Consider the following 16,891-nt stretch of genomic DNA (forward strand, 5'->3'; position numbering starts at 1 on the left):
CTCCATGATTTCGCAATGGCGAGACCATATAAGAGCCGGTCTTGCTGCCAAGACTTGCCGTCGCGTCGTGCCAGACGCTGGTTTGCACCGGTGGGGCGGCGTCAGGCAGGCACGAGGCCGCCAAGCTCTCGCAGCAGGTTGCGGATGAGCTGGATGCGTTTGTGTTTCTCATCCGGTGCGCGGGTCACGACAAGCTTGCCATCAGGGCGAAGCTTCATGGAGTTCGGACGAGATTGAACAATGGTCATCAGCTCGCGCGGCTCTACCGGTGTGTCTTCGCGGAACGCCATCACAATGCCTTTCGGACCGGAATCGAGCTTGCCGATCCCAAGCTTTTTGCAGGCCGCCTTGATAGCCGTGATGTCGAGTAGCTGCCTGGTTTCCTCCGGCAGCGGGCCGAAGCGATCGATGAGCTCAGCGGCGAAACGCTCACGGCCTTCGTCAGTGTCGATTTCAGCCAGTCGTCGATAGAGGGCGAGCCGGACACCGAGGTCTTCAACATAGTCTTCCGGAATGAGGACGGCGACGCCAAGATTGATCTGCGGCGACCAGTCGTCGGCGACTTCTTCCTCAAGGTCGCTGCCGGATTTTAGGGCGGCGACGGCATCTTCCAGCATGGACTGGTAGAGCTCGACCCCAACCTCTTTGACATGGCCCGATTGCTGGTCGCCGAGGAGGTTGCCGGAGCCGCGCATGTCGAGGTCGTGGCTGGCGAGCTGGAAGCCCGCGCCGAGACTGTCGAGCGACTGGAGAATGCGAAGACGGCGTTCGGCGCCGGGCGTCATGACGTGTTCGCGCGGCGTGGTGAGATAGGCATAGGCGCGAAGCTTCGAGCGGCCGACACGTCCGCGAAGCTGGTAGAGCTGGGCCAGGCCAAACATGTCGGACCGATAGATGACGAGCGTGTTTGCGCGCGGAATGTCGAGGCCGCTTTCAACGATAGTGGTCGAGAGCAATACGTCATACTCACCCTCATAGAAGGCGGTCATGATGTCCTCGAGTTCGGTCGGTGGCATCTGGCCGTGCGCGACGATGAAACTCACTTCCGGCACATTGTCGCGCATGAAGGTTTCTAGGAAATCGAGATCGGAAATCCGGGGGGCTACGAAGAAGGCCTGGCCGCCGCGATATTTCTCGCGCAGCAGGGCCTCACGGATCGTGACGGTGTCGAACTCGGCCACATAGGTACGCACGGAGAGACGGTCGACAGGCGGTGTCGCGATGATGGAAAGATCGCGAATGCCTGTGAGCGCCATCTGAAGGGTGCGCGGAATGGGCGTTGCCGAAAGCGTCAGGACATGGACATCCGATTTCAGCTCTTTCAGACGTTCCTTGTGCTTCACACCGAAACGCTGCTCCTCATCGACAATCAGAAGGCCGAGGCGTTTGAACTCGATGGACTTTGACAGAAGCGCATGCGTGCCGACGACGATATCAACATCACCGCTGGTCAGACCGTCGCGGGCGTCATTCGCCTCCTTTTGCGTGACCATCCGGGAAAGGTGCCGGACTTTCACTGGCCAGTTTGCAAACCGCTCAGCAAAGGATTTGAAGTGCTGGCGGGCAAGCAGCGTGGTTGGCGCGATGACTGCGACCTGCATACCGCTCATCGCGGCGACGAAAGCAGCGCGCAGTGCAACCTCTGTCTTGCCGAAGCCGACATCGCCGCAGACGAGCCGGTCCATTGGCTTGCCGCTGGCAAGGTCTTCCAGCGTGTCCTCAATGGCGTTGAGCTGGTCGTCTGTCTCTTCATAAGGGAAGCGGGCGGCGAACTCCTCGTAAAGCCCCTGCCCTGTCGTCGTCGGTTCGGCTTTCCTGAGCTCCCGGGCTGCCGCGATCTCCAGCAGTTCGGCGGCCATCTCCAGAATGCGTTTCTTGGCCTTGGCCTTGCGGGTCTGCCAGCCGACACCGCCCAGCTTGTCGACGGCACTTTCAGCGTCGTCGCTGCCATAGCGGCTGATCAGATCGACGTTCTCAACCGGCAGATAAATCTTGTCTCCGCCTGAGTATTCAAGCTCGAGGCAGTCGTGTGGCGCGCCCGTCAGCTCAAGCGTCTTGAGGCCTTCGTAGCGACCGACGCCATGATCGACGTGGACGACAAGGTCACCGGTATTGAGAGACGCAGCCTCGGAAATAAAGTTGGCAGCCTTGCGCTTGCGGCGCGGGGCCGCGAGCCGGTCGCCAAGTACGTCCGGTTCAGAGATGATGGCGAGGTTCTCGGTCTCGACGCCCTGCTCTAGCGGCAGTTCGCAGATGCTGAGACCTGCAGTGGCTGCTGCATCCAGCGAGTAGACTCGTGGAAGCGCGCCGAGCCCGTGGTCTTCCATGACATTGACGAGCCGGTCTGCCGAGCCGGATGTCCATGCGCCGAAGATAACGGTGAGACCTTTTTCGCGCAGCGCCTCTGCATGGGCTGCGGCAGATTTGAAGACGTTCGTCTCGGGCTGTGCGCGTTCTGGCGCGAAATCGCGGCCATGCTTGCCGCCCAGGTCGATGCCAGTTTCGGCACCGGTCGCAGTGAACCGCGCAATTCCGCGCGAGGAGAGCTCTTCGTCGAGATCCTTTGCATTGAGGTAAAGCGCGTCCGGCGGCAGGACGCGCGCCGGCCGGTCATCCGTCGCCGCTTCGAGGCGCGCGGCGTGATAGTCTTCTGCCTGCGAACGGCGCTCGCTGGACGCTTCGCCAGCCAGATAGCCAAAACCCACCAGCGCATCGCTGTCGATATAATCGAACAGGCTATCAAGGTGGTCGTGGAAGAGCGGCAGCCAGTTTTCGAGGCCCTGGCGCCTGATCTGGGCCCGTGCAGCTTCATACATCGTGTCGCCGCCCGGCGCACCGAAGGCATCGAGGTACTTTTCACGAAACAGGCTGAGTGTGTCGCTGGAGAAGAGAATCTCGGACACCGGCGCAAGCGTGATCGATGGCAGTTCGCGCGTCGAAATCTGGGTTTCGGGGTTAAAGGCTTTCAATTGATCCAGCGTGTCGCCAAACAGGTCGAGGCGGATCGGCTCATCGCTGGTCGGCGGGTAGATGTCGATAATACCGCCGCGAATGGCATACTCGCCGCGCTCACTGACGGTGGAGGAGCGGATATAGCCATTGACCGAAAGGTAGTCGGTGAGCGCGTCTTCAGCGAGTTCTTCCCCCACGCTCATCGAGAAGCTGGCTGCGTGCATCGTCTCGCGAGGTGGCAGGCGCTGGATCAGGGATGAGCCAGTCGTAATCACCAGGAGCGGCTTGCTGCCGTCGCGCTGCTGGGCAATGCGGGCAAGTGCTGCGCAACGCTGGGAGGCGACCGCGGCACTGGGGCTGACCCGGTCATAGGGAAGCATGTCCCAGCCGGGCAGAAGCACCCTGTCCATCGTCGGGTGGAAAAACTCTGCCAGTTTGAGCGCCGTAGCGGCGGTCTTGTCGTCCCGTGCTACATAAAGCGCGATGCCGCCCTTGTTCAGCAGGGAATCCTGGAAAGCCTTGAGGTCCACCCCGAACGGGGCGCCAGTTACGTTTGTTGGCGCAGACAGGCTGGAAAGGCGCGAAAGGCTGGGCATTGGTCGATCACCTGGCGGGATAGACAGGAGCGCGCCTTCAGCGCGTTCGCCGTGTTTTTAGAGAGCGCGCGCGTCGTATCTAAAGCCGAGCAGCTGGTCCAGCACAGGGCCTGCATAATTTGGCGGCACAGGCTTGTTGCCGATGATCCAGGCATAGACTTCCCAGTCCGGCGTTGCGAGCAGGCGCTCGAACTCATCCAGATCTGTCTCGGACATGGCGTCAATCTTCTGCTGGGCGAACTGGCCCATGATCAGGTCCATTTCCCGGAAGCCGCGACGCGAGGCGCGGAACTGGAGTTTGCGTTTACGTTCTTCCACGAGAGATACCTCTGTTTGAGCGTGAAACCGTCACATAGGTGAAGCTTTACCAATTGCCCACCAACCTCTTCAATTGAAGCCTGCGACGCTTTCGATATTGTCAGCCGACCCATGCGTGATGAACGACTCTTTCCCCTGTTCCAGCCCGTCGACAAGCTCCCGGGGATTGGTCCGAAGTTGAAGCCGGTTTTCGAGCGGCTGGTCGACGGTGAAACGGTATGGGACCTGCTATTACACCTGCCGGAAAAATGGCTGGACCGCCGGGTGCGTGACAGTTTTCAGGACTTGGTCTCTGGCGAAGTGTCGACGGTTCGCGGCGAGGTGATGTCGTACAAGGCGCCCTATTCCGACCGGGCGCCGCACCGCATCCAGTTATTCGATGGCAGCGGCTTCCTCACGCTGACTTATTTCCGCGCCGACCCACGCTGGCTTCAGGGCCAGTTTCCAATCGGGAAGGAACGGATCGTGTCCGGCCTTGTCAGTGAGTTTCAGGGTGAACGGCAGATGTCGCACCCGGACCATGTCGTAGATCCGACACGAGGTGAACCGCCGCCGCCCGTTGAGCCGATCTATCGTTTGACCGCGGGCCTGACGAACAAGCGGGTTCATTCGGCAATGACCGCCGCCCTGGAACTTGTTCCAGAGGATCTGCCGGAGTGGCTCGGGAGCGATCTGGTTGCCGCGCAGCAATGGCCTGGCTTCAAGGCCGCGCTGAGCGGTCTGCACACACCGGACGCCTACGACCCGGATGCGTTCGAACTCGCACGCCGGCGCCTCTCCTATGACGAAGCATTGGCGCGCGAAATCATATTTGCATTTGCCCGGGAGAGCCGGACGCGGCGAACTGCACCGCCACTCGAAGGTCCGAATGATCCGCTGAACGCGCTCTCGGCGCGCCTGCCTTACAAGCTGACCTCCGCGCAAAGGCGCGCTGTCCGCGAAATTGCCGATGATGTCGCGAGACCCCATCCCATGCGACGGATGCTGCAGGGCGACGTCGGCGCCGGTAAGACGCTAGTCGCAGTCATGGCGGCACTGAAGGCTGTTTCATCCGGTTATCAGGCAGCTTTCATGGCACCGACCGAAGTGCTGGCGCGGCAGCAGTTTGAGACGGTGGCCGGCCTGCTTGCGCCCTTGGGGCACGAAGTCGCGATCCTCACGGGTCGGGAGAAAGGCCCCAAGCGCGAATCAACGCTGATGGGGCTCGCCGATGGCAGCATTCATGTCGCTGTCGGCACGCAGGCGCTTTTTCAGGAAAGTGTCTCGTTCAGGAATCTTGGCCTTATTGTGGTGGATGAACAGCACCGCTTTGGCGTCGCCGACCGGATGCGCCTCATCGAAAAGGCATCGGCGCCGCATATGCTGGTGATGAGCGCGACGCCTATTCCCAGAACCCTTGCACAGGCAGTTCATGGTGACCTCGATATCTCGGTCCTTGATGAGAAACCTGCCGGGCGTCAGCCAATCGAGACGCGGGCTATTCCCGATACGCGCATTGAAGATGTGGTCGAAGCCATCGGGCGGGCCATCGACAGGGGTGAGCGCGTCTTCTGGGTCTGTCCGCGCGTCGATTCGGACGAGGACGATAGTTCCGCCGTTGCCCGCGCCGCCGCGCTAGAGGACTGGCTGGGGCAGAAGGTCGGGCTCGTCCATGGCCGGCTTCGCGGGGACCAGAAGGATGAGGCGCTTGAGGCATTCCGGCGCGGCGATACGAAAGTGCTGGTTGCAACGACGGTAATCGAGGTCGGCGTGGATGTGCCCGACGCCACGGTCATGGTGATCGAGCGCGCCGAAGGCTTCGGCCTGGCGCAGCTGCACCAGCTTCGTGGACGTGTCGGGCGCGGTGACCGAAAATCCTATTGCATCCTGCTTTATCGCCCGCCTCTCGGTGAAATCGCACACAAACGGCTGGAAACGCTTCGCGAGACGGAGGACGGCTTTGCGATTGCGGAAGCTGACTTCAAGCTTCGCGGACCTGGCGATGTGTTGGGCGTTCGCCAGTCCGGCGCCGTCGATTACCGTATTGTCGATCTGCAAGCCGACGCTGACCTGATCGAGATTGCCCGCAAGGATGCGCGTTATGCAATCGAGACAGATCCCGGCCTTACGAGCGACCGGGGCCAGGCTCTAAGCATCCTCAGAGAGCTTCTCAGTCCCCTCGTCCGTCAGCGGGAGTGAACGCTGTTCCGGCGCTTCGTCCCCATGTTCCGGCACGACGAGACCAGCCGACAGGATCATCTTCGCACCCTCCTCGATCGACATGTTCATCTCAATGCACTCCGATTCGCGTACATAGATGAGGAAGCCGGATGTCGGGTTCGGGGTCGTCGGCACGAAAACACCGATGAAATCATCGCCTAGCTTATGCGCGATCTCACCCTTTGCGCTGGATGATACGAATCCGATGCACCATGAGCCGACCTTTGGGTACTCTACCAAGACCACGCGGTCATAAGAGGCCTGCTGATTGTTGGTGAGAACTTCGATCAGCTGTTTGAAAGCTGCATAAACGTTGCGAACAATTGGCACGCTGGACAGAAGCCGGTCTGCCCCCCGCACGATTGAGCGGCCAAGCAGGTTTGTCGTGACCGCGCCCAGTATCGTGAGCGCAACGATCATTACGATCACGCCAAATCCGGGTATCGCGATATTCGTATATGTTTCGGGCTGGATGATCGGCGGCAGCAGGGGTTTGACCCTGTTGTCGATGAAATTGATCAGGAATTGCAGGACGAAAAACGTAATCGCAATTGGGGCGGCGATGACTATGCCTGCAAGGAATCTGCCCCGCAGCCATGCCCACAGACTGGGCCGTTTGGGCTCGGGTGCCATCAATCCATGGTCAGAGTGACCGGATTTGTCCGCCATAAAAGCGCTCCTGAAAAGTGGTCTGGGTTTACGTTGAGTATGGCTTGGAGATCATATGATTTCCGTTAATTGTGGCGAAGATGAGTGAGAAACAAGAATTCGATAGCAGGCTGCAGGCGGTCCTTAGACGCGTGTATGGCGAGCAGATAGCGCTGGCCTCTGCAAACAGGCTGTCAGGTGGCGCAAGCCAGGAAACCTGGCTGCTTACGCTCAGCGGTACCGGGGCGCCGGACACGCTTATTCTGCGCCGCGCGCCTGAGGGGATGGAAGCGACCGATGATTCGCGCGCCATCGGCCTGCCGAATGAGGCACGGCTTATCCGGAAGGCAGCGGCCACGGGCGTCGCCGTCCCTGAAGTTGTCCATGTTCTAGAACCGGATGAAGGTGTCGGCGAAGGCTTCATCATGTCGCGTGTTGAAGGTGAAACAATTGCCCGCCGCATCCTGCGAGACGACGAGTATGCGAAAGCGAGGGAGCACCTGCCTGCGCAGTGTGGCCGCGCGCTGGCGGGCATTCACCGCATCGACGGGTCTGACGTCCCGCGCATTCGCGAGAGTACCGGCCTCGCCCAGGTCGAACAGTATGAGCAGACCTATCAGGAGATCGGCGTTTGCCGTCCGATCTTTGACCTCGCAATTGTCTGGTTGAAGGAAAATGCCCCAAAGCCGCTCGCGCCGTTGCTGGTGCATGGTGACTTCCGGCTCGGCAATATCATGGTGGACGAACAGGGTCTCGCAGCGGTGCTGGACTGGGAGCTCGCCCATTACGGCGACCCGCGTGAGGATATTGGCTGGATGTGCACCAATTCATGGCGCTTTGGACAGTCTGAGAAACGCCTCGGCGGCTTCGGCGACGTTGAGCCGCTGCTGGAGGCTTATGCTGAAGCTGGCGGCGCAGAGTTCACACCGCGAGATATTGATTGGTGGGACATGCTGGGCAGCATGAAATGGGGCATTATGTGCATGGGAATGTACGAGACGTTCCGCTCAGGCGCTGATGCCAGTGTCGAGCGCGCCGCCATTGGCCGCCGCGTTTCCGAGACGGAAATGGACCTTGTGAACCTTCTGGAGGGCCAGCGTCATGCATGATCAGCCAAGCGTCAGTGAACTCGTACAGGCGGTGAAGAATTTCGTCGACCATTCAGCAATGCCGGAACTGAAAGGTCGTGCCGCCTTCCATGCGCGCGTCGCCTCCAACGTTCTGGCCACGATCCTGCGGGATCTGGACGCCCGCGAAGCCAATGATGGGGCCGAGTATGAGCGGCTGAAGGCGTTGCTGCCCGATAGTGACGGCAAAACCAGACAGGCTCTCAATGAGGAGCTTCAAGGTAGGATCCGGTCTGGTGAGCTGACGATCGCGTCGGCGGCGCTGATGGAACACCTCAAAAAGACCGCAATTGCGCAGTTGAAAGTCGATCAACCGAAATACTCCGGACTGGCAACCGCTCTAGAGGACTGAATATGCGCCCTATCCTGATCGCGCTTGGCATTGTCGCTGCGCTGGCTGTTGGTTGGGTTGCGTTCAAGGATGGTATCTACGCATCCTGGCTTGGTCAGGGAGAGCGAGAAGCGGTAGAGCCTGACTATGCGCTGGAGGACGACTGGCTTGAGCGCCCGGCAGAGGCCCCGCCGGGTGGATGGGCGAGCCCGTGGGGCATAGATGTCGTCATACTGGCTCCGTTTCCAACGACGCCGCAGCCTGCAGGCCTGCTCACAGCGTCCAGCGATGTCATCAAGAACGATTTTGACGGTTTCATGGATGAGGCCGGTCTCTCATCGGAGCTCAGTTCGGTCGTCTATGCCCCCTCCTATCGTGCGCCTTCGCCTGCTTTAGGTAAGCGCATGCGCGACGAGGCGAGCGCGCTGGCAGCCGCCGATGTTGCTGCCGCCGTGTCCCGTTATGCATCCGCCGACAACCGCAAGCGCGGTGTCCTGATTGTGGCTGCACCTGGCACTGAGGCGCTTCTTGAAGGGGCGCTAAGCGCCCTGCCCGCTGATGAAGATTTCCGTCAAAGGTTTGGCGGCGTGATGCTGCCAGCGGATATGGATGTTGCCGAGTGGATGGAAGTTGCTGGCCCCTGCAGCGATGGCGTGGATGCTTGCGTGGTCTCAACAGGTCTCGACGCCAGCAAACCTTTCAGGCGCTTCTTACTGCCAAGCCTTCCGCGTCCACGTCTAGTCTATAGCGATGACGGCACTCTCGCCAACACGATCGACGAGCGGGCGGATACGCTGTCAGTATGGCTGGAAGAAAATCTGCCTAAACCAGCAGAGCCCTTCGACACCTGGGCTGCAGAGGAAGTGGTGGATGTAGCCCCCATCCGACGCCCGAATTCGGAACGCGATATTTCGGGCGAGCGTGGGAACTAGCTACGCGAGCGCTCAATGATATTCGTCGTCGACCGGCCTTCCAGCAGCGGCACGATAATCACTTCACCGCCGCGGGCCCTGACCGTGTCGGCGCCCACGATTTCATCGGCTTTATAGTCGCCGCCCTTTACCAGAACATCTGGCTGCAGGGCTTCGATCAGTTCGGCAGGTGTATCTTCGTCGAAGCTGGTAACAGCGTCGACGGCAGCAATGCCTGATAGCAGCTCGGCGCGGTCCTGTTCAGTGTTTACCGGGCGGCTTTCGCCTTTGAGGCGCTTGACCGAGGCGTCGGTGTTGACCGCGACGATCAGGCGGTCGCACTGAGCCCGGGCCTGACGCAAAACCCTCAAATGGCCGGGATGCAGAATGTCGAAGCACCCATTGGTAAATCCGACGCGTAGTCCAGACGCTCGCCAGCGCGTTGCAAGTTCAACGATATCCGCGCGGGTCAGCAATCCTGCCGATTGCGGTGCCTCACCCGCGGAGAGCGCACGTTGAAGCTCGTCTGCGCTGACCGTTGCTGTGCCGACTTTGCCAACGACGATGCCGGAAGCTGCGATAGCGAGTTCGACCGCGTCCTTGAGCTCTGCGCCTGCCGCGATGGCCGCTGCAAGCGCCGCCATGCTGGTATCCCCAGCGCCCGAGACGTCGAAAACCTGCCGGGCCTCGCCCTTCATATGAAAGGTTTTCGTTCCCTCAAACCAGGACATACCCTTTCCAGCGCGAGTCACAACAAAGCTGGTGTCAGGCAGGCTATCGGCCATGGTGCCAAGTGCTGCCTTGACATCGCTATCGCTTGTGGTGGGCAGGCCGCTGGCAGCCGCAAGCTCACTCGCATTCGGCTTGATCAGGTTTGCACCCGTGTAGACGCTGAAATCCTTTGATTTCGGGTCGACCAGAACGGGTATGCCATTGTCCCGGGCAGCTCTGATGCAGGCGTCGAAAACAATCGGATTGACCGCACCTTTGGCATAATCTGACACAATGATCAGTGCGGCCGTTCTTGCAGCGTCTGTGACCAGTTTGCCGATCTCTGATGAGGCGTCAGCAAGGTCTGGGCAATCGTCCTCGGTATCGACGCGTAGCAATTGCTGTGTGCCAGCAATGAAGCGGGTCTTTATCACCGTCGGCATACTGCTCGTGCGGACAAGCTGACAGCTGATCAGCGGGTCGGCTTCGAGAAGTTCTGTAAGATGCGTGCCGGCATCATCATCGCCGATACAGCCAATCATGATGGTGTGCAGGCCAAGGGCGCTGAGGTTGCGGGCAACGTTTCCTGCGCCGCCGGGCACTTCAGTTGAGTTCGATTTGCGCAAAACCGGAACAGGTGCTTCTGGCGAGACCCTGCCAACGCTGCCATAAACATACCGGTCCAGCATCAAATCGCCGACGCAGATGATCTGCTTGCCGCTGGCCTTGTGCAGAATGTCAGATATTTGCTGTCTCAAGCCGCAATTCCCCGTGCCAGCCTCTGTTTTTGGTCGCGCCACGCCTGACTAAACAAATATTTCCTTTGGCGCCAGACACATACAATGTGGACAAGACTGATCCGAGCCACAGTTTGCCGCGTAGACGCCTACGACATTGCGCACACAGGAGAAAAAGCTGGGACAGGAAAATCCAACCTCAGTGATCGTCTGGTTCAGGAACGATCTTCGGCTCGCAGACCATGCAGCCCTCGCCGCCGCGGTCAAAGCGGATGCGAAGATCTTTCCGGTCTACATACTCGAGGATACCGTCGCCGGGGGACGTAAGCTTGGGGGCGCCTCGAAATGGTGGCTGGACAAGTCTCTTAAATCGCTTCGCTCTGCTATCTCGCAGCGCGGCGGCAAGCTTATCTGCCGGAAGGGAGATGCTGAGAAGGTCCTGCATGATCTCGTCAGCGAGACAGGTGCTGACGCGGTCTTTTGGGGACGCAGATATACCCAGCCTGAAATGGATCGTGATGCCGATATCAAGAAAGCGCTTCAGGATGAAGGCATAGAGGCCGAAAGCTTCAACACATGCCTTCTGACCGAGCCCTGGTCTTATCAGACGACGTCTGGCGGCTATTACAAGGTATTTACTCCCTATTGGCGGGCGGTCCGCAGCAGCTTCGAAGCGCCGGACCCGGTGCAGGCGCCGGAGACATTTGCCGGTATCGGGATCAATGGCGATGAGATTGAGAGCTGGGAGCTGCATCCAAGCAAGCCCGACTGGTCCAAGGGGTTCGACGACATGTGGACCCCGGGTGAGGAAGGCGCGCAAGAGAGATTGCAGAGCTTCCTCGATGGCCCGGTCCGCGAATATGAAGAGATGCGCAACCGCCCAGATCAAGATGGGACGTCCGGGCTTTCTCCTCACCTGCATCATGGCGAGATCAGTCCGGCCACTGTCTGGCGCGCCGTGATGGGTCGTATCAATCGCGGCTTGCAAGAAGAAGAAAGCGCTTGGTCATTCCTCTCCGAAATTGTCTGGCGTGAGTTTTCGTACGTTCTGATCTATCATAATCCGAAGATGGGACGGGAAAATTACGACAGCAAATTCAACAAGATGGAGTGGAGGTCTAATAAAAAGGATCTTGAGCTCTGGCAAAAGGGAAAGACCGGCTACCCGATCGTGGATGCTGGCATGCGCCAGCTGTGGGCCACCGGCTGGATGCATAATCGCGTCCGTATGATCGTCGCCTCGCTTCTGACCAAGCATCTGCTACTGAACTGGACAGAAGGCGAAGACTGGTTCTGGGATACGCTCGTGGATGCTGACCCGGCATCTAACGCTGCGGGTTGGCAATGGACGGCTGGTTCGGGCGCTGACGCATCGCCCTACTTCCGTGTCTTTAACCCGATCACACAAGGCCAGAAGTTCGACCAGACTGGCGCTTATGTTCGCAGATGGTGCCCGGAGCTGAAAAAGCTGCCCAACAAACATCTCCATGCACCCTGGGAAGCAGGACGCCACGTACTGGAGAAAGCAGGGATCGAACTCGGGAAAACATATCCGCGACCGATCATCGAACACAGGCAAGGCCGCCAGCGTGCGCTGGACGCCTGGGAAACGCTTAAGGGAAAGCAGGACTGAGCATGAAAAAGATAGCTGTCATTGGCTCAGGAATTACCGGTCTCGGTGCTGCCTTTGCGTTGAAAGATACCGCTGACGTCACTGTATTTGAAGCGCGTGAGCGCGCCGGCGGCCATGCGCACACCAGAACCATCGACTATGACGGGAAAGAGCTGAATGTCGATGTCGGCTTTATCGTCTATAATGGTCGCAACTATCCAAACCTGACGGGATTTTTCGAGGCGCTGGGGGTGGAAACGGAGCAAAGCGATATGAGCTTTGCTGTGTCAAACGAGGACGGGTTTGAATGGGCTTCGACCGTCAAGGGCATGTTCGCGCGGAAGCGAAACCTCCTTCGCCCGCGGTTCCACAAATTCTGGCGAACGATCCTGAAGTTCAATGACATTGCGCGCGAGGAGCTCGCCGCCGGTTGCATTGGAAATGAGACGCTTGGCGTCTGGCTGGACCAGAAGGCTTTCAGCGAAGACTTCAAGCAGAACTACATTCTGCCCATGGGGGGCGCGATCTGGTCGACGCCGCCCGCGGAAATGATGGATTATCCCGCGCTCAGCTTCTTCCGCTTTTTCGAAAACCATCGCCTTATGCATGCAGAGCGCCCGAAATGGCGCACGGTGACGGGTGGCTCAAAGCGCTATGTCGACAAGGCGTGCCGCGCCCTTGGATCGCGCCTGCGCCTCAACGCGCCGGTCAAACAGGTCAGCCCGTTCGGCCAGCATGTGCGTGTAACGACTGAGGATGGCCGCGAACATCTTTTCGATGATGTCATTCTGGCTGTTCATTCAGACACGGCGCAGCAGATGCTGGCTCCGGCCTATGAAGATCAACGCTTCCTGCTCAATTCGGTCGGATACAGGCCAAACCGCATTTTTCTGCATCGCGATCCCGCTTACATGCCGAGCCGAAAGGCTGCCTGGGCAAGCTGGAACGTGATTCAGAAGTATTCTGACGGCGAGAACATTTGCCTCACTTACTGGATGAACCGGCTGCAGAACCTGCCGAACGACCGCCCTCTCTTCGTGACGCTGAACCCGTCAGTTCCACCAGCGCCTGAGAACGTATTCCACGAAGTGACGTTCGATCATCCCCAGTTCGATGCGCCTGCCGCTGCTGCTTGCAGATCACTGGAACGCATTCAGGGCGACCGGGGGCTGTGGATGGCTGGGGCATGGCTAGGCTCCGGCTTTCACGAAGATGGCCTCAAGAGCGGGCTTCGAGCCGCGCTGTCGCTAGGCGGGCAAGTCCCATGGGATGCTGAAGGTGTAGAACGCGTCGTTCCCTCAGCGGACCGGGTGGTGGCCGCCGATGTTAGAGCAGCCGGGACGGCAGCGCAGTGAGCAGCGCCAGCCCTGCACTTCGGCTACACGAAGGCGACACCGTACATCGCCGGTTCACGCCGTTCGTATCTGATTTCAGCTATCGCATCTTCATGCTTGAAGTCGATATCGACCGATTGCCAGACGCGCGCGAGCAATGCCGCCTTTTCGGCATTGATGAGGGCGCGCTTTTCAGCTTTCAAACTGATGAGCACGGTGCCCAGGGTGAGCAGTCTCTGCGAGGGTGGGCGGAAGAACGGTTGCTGGAAGCCGGTATCGACGCGTCGTCGCTTAGGCTGAAGCTGATCACCTTTCCCCGCCACCTGTTCTACAAGTTTGCACCCATATCCGTCTGGATTGCGGAGGATGAGGATGCACGACCTGCGGGGGTCATTTACGAAGTGCGCAACACGTTTGGTGAGCGCCACGTTTATGTGGCAGCGGCCGACGGCGGGTGGAGCCGGCATGCTGCGGACAAGGTCTTCCACGTCTCGCCGTTCTTTGACGTGTCCGGAAAGTATGAGTTTTCACTTCAGCGAGACGAGACGACGCTGCGCCTGGGGGTGAGCACTGTCTCTGAAGGCGGCGTGAAACATATGGCGACCCTGTCGACAAAAGCGGCTGCAGCTACGGACAGTGCGCTGATCCGCAAGGCGGTTTCAATGCCGTTTTCGACCCTCGGGGTCACTCTTGCCATTCACTGGGAAGCCTTGAAGCTATGGCTGAAGGGCGCAAACTATCATCCAAAACCGCATCAGGCGCAGCGGAAGGTGTCGGTTGCTACGGCCTCTGGCCGCCTTTCGGAGGAGACACATCAATGAACCAGCACACAGGCGAAATTCGCGCGACGGTCTCATCGCTAAGGCAATTGTCAGGTGTTCCGGCAGGGTTCAGGCTGGCTGGGCTTTTCCTCCTCCGGACGGAAAATGGCTCGCTTCGCTTCAATCTGCCTGATGGCCGGTCGGTCCTGTTCGATCAGGGTAGGCCGGGGCCGCACGCGGTCGTCGATGTCCACGAATTTGGTTTTGCGAAACGTGCGCTGGCAGGCGGCGATATCGGTTTCGCCGAGAGCTACATGGACGGCGAGTGGTCAACGCCAGATCTAACGTCTGTGCTGGAATACTTCTCCGAGAACTTCGAGGCAGCTGGCAAGCTTGCGGTGGGCGGATCGATGGTAAAGGCCATCAACAAGATGCGCCACTTCTTCAATCGCAACAGCCGTGCGGGCGCGCGCCGCAACATCATGGCGCACTATGACCTCGGCAACGACTTCTACTCTGCCTGGCTGGATGAAACGATGACTTATTCGTCGGCCCTGTACGACAAGCCAAACCTGTCATTGGAGCAGGCGCAGACAGCCAAATACAAGGGCATTGCAGACCAGCTGGCCGCTGGCCCTGATAGCCATTTGCTTGAGATCGGTTGTGGTTGGGGCGGGTTTGCTGAATATGCGGCGAAAGCACGCGGCTCAAAGGTCACCTGCCTGACAATCTCAGAAGCGCAACGCGACTACGCGGCGGCTCGCATGCAGCGCGCAGGACTGTCGGACCGGGTGGATATACGTCTGGAGGATTATCGCGACCATCAAGGCAGGTATGATGGTGTCGCGTCTATCGAGATGTTCGAAGCGGTCGGAGAGGCCTACTGGCCCAGCTATTTCGAGAAAGTCCGCGAAAGCCTCAATGAAAACGCCAAGGCAGCGCTCCAGATCATCACAATTGATGACGGCCTGTTCCGGCGCTATCGCAAACGCACTGATTTCATCCAGCGTTACATCTTCCCTGGCGGGATGTTGCCGAGCGAAAAAGCGCTACGAGAATCACTGGCCAACGCAGGCCTTCGTTTCGATGCTGTGCATTATTTCGGGCAGGACTACGCCCGCACGCTGAAGCTCTGGGCTGAGCGTTTCGAAGAGGCGTGGGACAGGATCCAGACGTTTGGCTTCGATGAACGTTTTCGCAGACTTTGGCGCTTCTATCTCAGCTATTGCGAAGCTGGGTTCGGCAACGGCCGGATCAATGTCGGCCAGTTCCAGCTGTCTCGGGCATAAAAAAGGCGGGCATCGCTGCCCGCCTTCATTTCTTGATCGTGGCTTTTTTCTAGTAAAGCTGTGTGAGGACATAATCGATCTGCTGACCGCGCGCTTCGAAGCCGAGCTTCACCCAGCGCGATTTATCATCGTACCAGAGGTCTACCGTGAGGTCTGACTGAAGACGGTAGTGGGTTGTTTCCACTTCCTCACCGCCGATCGTGAGAGTTTCACGCCCTATTTTCTCAACATTCGTATCCAGCAGCTCACCAGTCTCAGTCGAAAGGATCTGACTGCTGAAAGCCTGCTGGATGTTCCAGTGGCTCGACGGAATGATGCCGATTGGTGCGTCGCCCGAATAAGCCGAGCCATCAATCACGAGGCTGTCGCCGTCGACACTCGCTTCTACGTATTCGTCGTCGCCGTCGTCATTCGTCTGTCCCTTCAAGCCAACAAGCTTGCCGTTTTCCCAGGTTTCAGTGGCGTCGAGTTCATATTTGAAAACGGTGATCGGGCCGAGACCGGCCTTCAGTTCGACATCAGACCGCGCAGTAAACGTGTCATCAGACTCGACGTCGAAAGAAATCTTGTGGGTCCCGAACTCCTTGCCTTTACGCAGTACGTTGAAGACGATCTGGTCGCCATCTTCGGGCTGCCAGGCGGCCGGCGCTTCCTGTGACACTGGTGCGCTCATGGTGTCTGTTTCGGCAGTGTCTGCGAAAGCAGGCAAAGCGGTGAGAGCGGTAGCCAGTGCGAGTGTGCTGATCGTGGTTTTCACGTAAATCTCCAGAATGGTGTATCAGCTCGAGCAACGAAGCAGGTACAAGCCTTGTTCCCCGCTGCGGCCGGGCGGTGACGCTCTCCTGGTGCTGCCAGGACAAGATCGCCGGCGTCGAAGGTGTCGCGGCCATCTTCCAGTCGTCCATCAAGAACAATCATTGCCTCGAGTGCACTATGGCCATGAGCAAAAACCCGGTCACCGGGCTGCAGGCGCATCAGCGACCCACTCGTTTCTGGTAACTTGCAGAAATGGGCCCCCGAGAGGCCTTTGCGCCAAGGAACATCGTCATAATCGGTGTTTATTATCTCGGTCGCGATATCTTCCATCCGAAACAGCGCTTCAAGGTGATCTTCGCCTGCCGGTTTGATGTTGTCCCGAACCGCTTCCCAGGTGCGTGCTATCTCATCTCCTTCTTCGGTCATGAGACGGTGCAGTGTTGCGGCGAGGCTCATGCTGGCCGACAAATTTCCGGTCGCGTAATCCAGCATAAAGGCGTGATAGGTATCGGGGTTGGACATTTGTGTGCGCTCAAACAGATTAGGTTCGAAATCTATACGCGCAGAGAGCCAGACTGGATCAGCCGGTCCCGGTGTTGTCACTGCGGT

14 protein-coding genes are annotated in these 16,891 nt (G+C 59.0%); 8 read left to right on the forward strand and 6 right to left on the reverse strand.

Going from position 1 to position 16,891, the window contains the following annotated elements; genetic code table 11:
- Positions 1-101: 101 nt before the first annotated feature.
- Positions 102-3,548 (reverse strand): transcription-repair coupling factor, encoded by a 3,447-nt coding sequence (gene mfd, locus D1224_RS00505; RefSeq protein ID WP_119377987.1) that lies wholly within the window; start codon positions 3,546-3,548, stop codon positions 102-104.
- Positions 3,549-3,605: 57 nt separating this feature from the next.
- Positions 3,606-3,866, reverse strand: a complete 261-nt coding sequence (locus D1224_RS00510) for a succinate dehydrogenase assembly factor 2 (protein ID WP_119377988.1) — start codon at positions 3,864-3,866, stop codon at positions 3,606-3,608.
- Between the two features lie 111 nt (positions 3,867-3,977).
- Between D1224_RS00510 and recG the strand changes: the two genes are divergently transcribed.
- Positions 3,978-6,044 (forward strand): ATP-dependent DNA helicase RecG, encoded by a 2,067-nt coding sequence (gene recG, locus D1224_RS00515; protein WP_119377989.1) that lies wholly within the window; start codon positions 3,978-3,980, stop codon positions 6,042-6,044.
- Here recG and D1224_RS00520 read toward each other — a convergent pair.
- On the reverse strand, positions 5,994-6,734 hold the full coding sequence (locus D1224_RS00520) for a DUF502 domain-containing protein (RefSeq protein WP_119377990.1): 741 nt from the start codon (positions 6,732-6,734) through the stop codon (positions 5,994-5,996). The genes recG and D1224_RS00520 overlap by 51 nt on opposite strands.
- An 80-nt stretch (positions 6,735-6,814) precedes the next feature.
- Between D1224_RS00520 and D1224_RS00525 the strand changes: the two genes are divergently transcribed.
- From D1224_RS00525 to D1224_RS00535, 3 genes are read left to right on the forward strand one after another with little or no spacing between them, the layout of a single operon-like run.
- Positions 6,815-7,822, forward strand: coding sequence for a phosphotransferase family protein (locus tag D1224_RS00525; RefSeq protein ID WP_119377991.1), 1,008 nt, complete (start codon positions 6,815-6,817; stop codon positions 7,820-7,822).
- Entirely contained in the window at positions 7,815-8,192 is a 378-nt protein-coding gene (locus tag D1224_RS00530) for a DUF6285 domain-containing protein (RefSeq protein ID WP_119377992.1), read from the forward strand. Before D1224_RS00525 ends, D1224_RS00530 begins: the two co-directional genes overlap by 8 nt.
- Positions 8,193-8,194: 2 nt before the next feature.
- Positions 8,195-9,103: a hypothetical protein gene (locus D1224_RS00535; RefSeq protein WP_119377993.1), complete on the forward strand. Its 909-nt coding sequence runs from the start codon at positions 8,195-8,197 to the stop codon at positions 9,101-9,103.
- Here D1224_RS00535 and rfaE2 read toward each other — a convergent pair.
- Entirely contained in the window at positions 9,100-10,551 is a 1,452-nt protein-coding gene (rfaE2, locus tag D1224_RS00540) for a D-glycero-beta-D-manno-heptose 1-phosphate adenylyltransferase (RefSeq protein WP_119377994.1), read from the reverse strand. The genes D1224_RS00535 and rfaE2 overlap by 4 nt on opposite strands.
- Positions 10,552-10,687: 136 nt before the next feature.
- Here rfaE2 and D1224_RS00545 point away from each other — a divergent pair, with 136 nt between their 5' ends.
- From D1224_RS00545 to D1224_RS00560, 4 genes are read left to right on the forward strand one after another with little or no spacing between them, the layout of a single operon-like run.
- Complete coding sequence (locus D1224_RS00545) at positions 10,688-12,163, forward strand: cryptochrome/photolyase family protein (RefSeq protein ID WP_233350336.1); 1,476 nt, start codon at positions 10,688-10,690, stop codon at positions 12,161-12,163.
- Positions 12,164-12,165: 2 nt separating this feature from the next.
- A complete protein-coding gene (locus D1224_RS00550; RefSeq protein WP_119377995.1) occupies positions 12,166-13,497 on the forward strand; it encodes an NAD(P)/FAD-dependent oxidoreductase in 1,332 nt (443 codons plus the stop codon).
- Positions 13,494-14,297 (forward strand): DUF1365 domain-containing protein, encoded by an 804-nt coding sequence (locus D1224_RS00555; RefSeq protein ID WP_119377996.1) that lies wholly within the window; start codon positions 13,494-13,496, stop codon positions 14,295-14,297. Before D1224_RS00550 ends, D1224_RS00555 begins: the two co-directional genes overlap by 4 nt.
- Entirely contained in the window at positions 14,294-15,526 is a 1,233-nt protein-coding gene (locus D1224_RS00560) for an SAM-dependent methyltransferase (protein ID WP_119377997.1), read from the forward strand. The genes D1224_RS00555 and D1224_RS00560 overlap by 4 nt, the downstream gene beginning before the upstream one ends.
- Positions 15,527-15,575: 49 nt before the next feature.
- Here the strand turns inward: D1224_RS00560 and D1224_RS00565 are convergent, their stop codons facing one another.
- Together D1224_RS00565 and D1224_RS00570 are read right to left on the reverse strand one after the other, a co-directional pair.
- Positions 15,576-16,283: a DUF6134 family protein gene (locus D1224_RS00565; protein ID WP_119377998.1), complete on the reverse strand. Its 708-nt coding sequence runs from the start codon at positions 16,281-16,283 to the stop codon at positions 15,576-15,578.
- Positions 16,280-16,885: a cupin domain-containing protein gene (locus D1224_RS00570; protein ID WP_182482112.1), complete on the reverse strand. Its 606-nt coding sequence runs from the start codon at positions 16,883-16,885 to the stop codon at positions 16,280-16,282. Before D1224_RS00570 ends, D1224_RS00565 begins: the two co-directional genes overlap by 4 nt.
- Between the last annotated feature and the right edge of the window lie 6 nt (positions 16,886-16,891).

The organism is Henriciella barbarensis (assembly GCF_003576345.1).
GTDB lineage: Bacteria > Pseudomonadota > Alphaproteobacteria > Caulobacterales > Hyphomonadaceae > Henriciella > Henriciella barbarensis.